This window comes from Synechococcus sp. CCY9202 (assembly GCF_034931685.1).
Lineage (GTDB): Bacteria > Cyanobacteriota > Cyanobacteriia > PCC-6307 > Cyanobiaceae > CBW1002.
Genome location: NZ_JAYGID010000093.1, coordinates 1 through 1,130 on the forward strand (window position 1 = coordinate 1; position 1,130 = coordinate 1,130).

A 1,130-nucleotide genomic window follows, 5' to 3' on the forward strand; every position below is an offset into this window, starting at 1 on the left:
GTCCAGAGGTGTGCCCAATAGGCCTCAACCAATGCCTTGCAGTCAGGCCAACGATGCCGAAATCGGTCTGTTTGCGGATCTGATAGCCACCGATCCGACTTTTTGAGCCAGAAATCCACTGATGCCTATGGAAAACGGGCTCGTGGGTTGGTTTTTCAGCAAACTCTTAAATGCTTCTGCCGGTGCGGCTGCACTGAGAAGGTCTGGAGCCAGGGTGAACGGTGGTTTTGGAGATACCTGTGGCAGCCGCGAGTGAGCGCGCTGACCACTGGGTACTGCCGTCGGTGGGCTTGGTCTGCAGGGCCCGGTTGATCACCTCAGCCACCTTGTCGTCTTCATAGGTGCGGGGCCGGCCGGGCCGCAGCTCGTCATGGAGCCCTTCCAGTCCAAGGTCCCGGTACCGCTTGCGCCATTTGCCAACGGTCATCCCCGTCAGTCCCATTCGTCTGGCGATCGCCGTATTGGTTTCGCCTGCTCCGCAGGCCAGGACGATCTGGGCTCGCTGCACGATCGAATGCGGCAGCGACCGGGAATTCGCAAGGGCCCGCAACTGCTGAGCTTGGTCCTCGCTGAGGACCAGCGGAGGCATCGGACGACCAAGCGCCACAGGGCACCTCGGGTGACACCCCTGATTTTAGCTGTTATTTCCAGGACGGGACACTAGGAGCCTGTTGCGCATAGATCGCCAGCGCACTCTCCACAGACGCTCCTAAATCTGCCCAGATCCCAGTGGCTTCAATCGATCTGGGTGAGAAAACAGGGTATGCAGAGGCGCAAGACCTTTCGCCCCTGGCAGCCGGAGCAGACCACCCTGCTGCTGCCGTCACCCCGGGAGTGGCTCTCAGATGACCACCAGGTGTATTTCCTGCTGGGCCTGGTGGATGAGCTGGATCTCTCACAGGTCCTGATCCCCGCTCAGGCCAAAGATCCCCGCGGGGAGAAGGGGTTCGATCCGCGGATGTAGCCGCAGGCAATCCGGCAGTAAATCGAGATGTCCGCTCCGGAGGACCTTGATGTCCACCTGATCGTGGACAACTACTGCACGCATAGGCACGCCAAGGTCCGTGCCTGGCTGGCACAGTCGAGCGCTGGTTCGGGATCATCACCCAGCGGGCGATCCGGCGCAGCAG

General features: G+C 61.0%; 2 protein-coding genes and 1 pseudogene. 2 read left to right on the plus strand and 1 reads right to left on the minus strand.

Annotation, left to right across the window (positions count from 1 at the left end; all coding sequences use genetic code 11):
• Window positions 1-166: 166 nt before the first annotated feature.
• The gene (locus VB777_RS12100) at window positions 167-589 is read right to left on the minus strand and encodes a helix-turn-helix domain-containing protein (RefSeq protein ID WP_323249231.1); all 423 of its coding nucleotides are present in this window, start codon (window positions 587-589) and stop codon (window positions 167-169) included.
• Window positions 590-748: 159 nt separating this feature from the next.
• On the opposite strand from VB777_RS12100, the gene VB777_RS12105 reads away from it, so the two are divergent.
• Complete coding sequence (locus tag VB777_RS12105) at window positions 749-964, plus strand: hypothetical protein (RefSeq protein WP_323249233.1); 216 nt, start codon at window positions 749-751, stop codon at window positions 962-964.
• A 21-nt stretch (window positions 965-985) separates the two neighbouring features.
• Window positions 986-1,130: pseudogene (locus VB777_RS12110) on the plus strand (IS630 family transposase); the annotation flags it as partial.

Coding starts and splice junctions, on each gene's coding strand:
- VB777_RS12100 (WP_323249231.1), bottom strand. CDS start 589: ATGCCTCCGCTGGTCCTCAGCGAGGACCAAGCTCAGCAGTTGCGGGCC.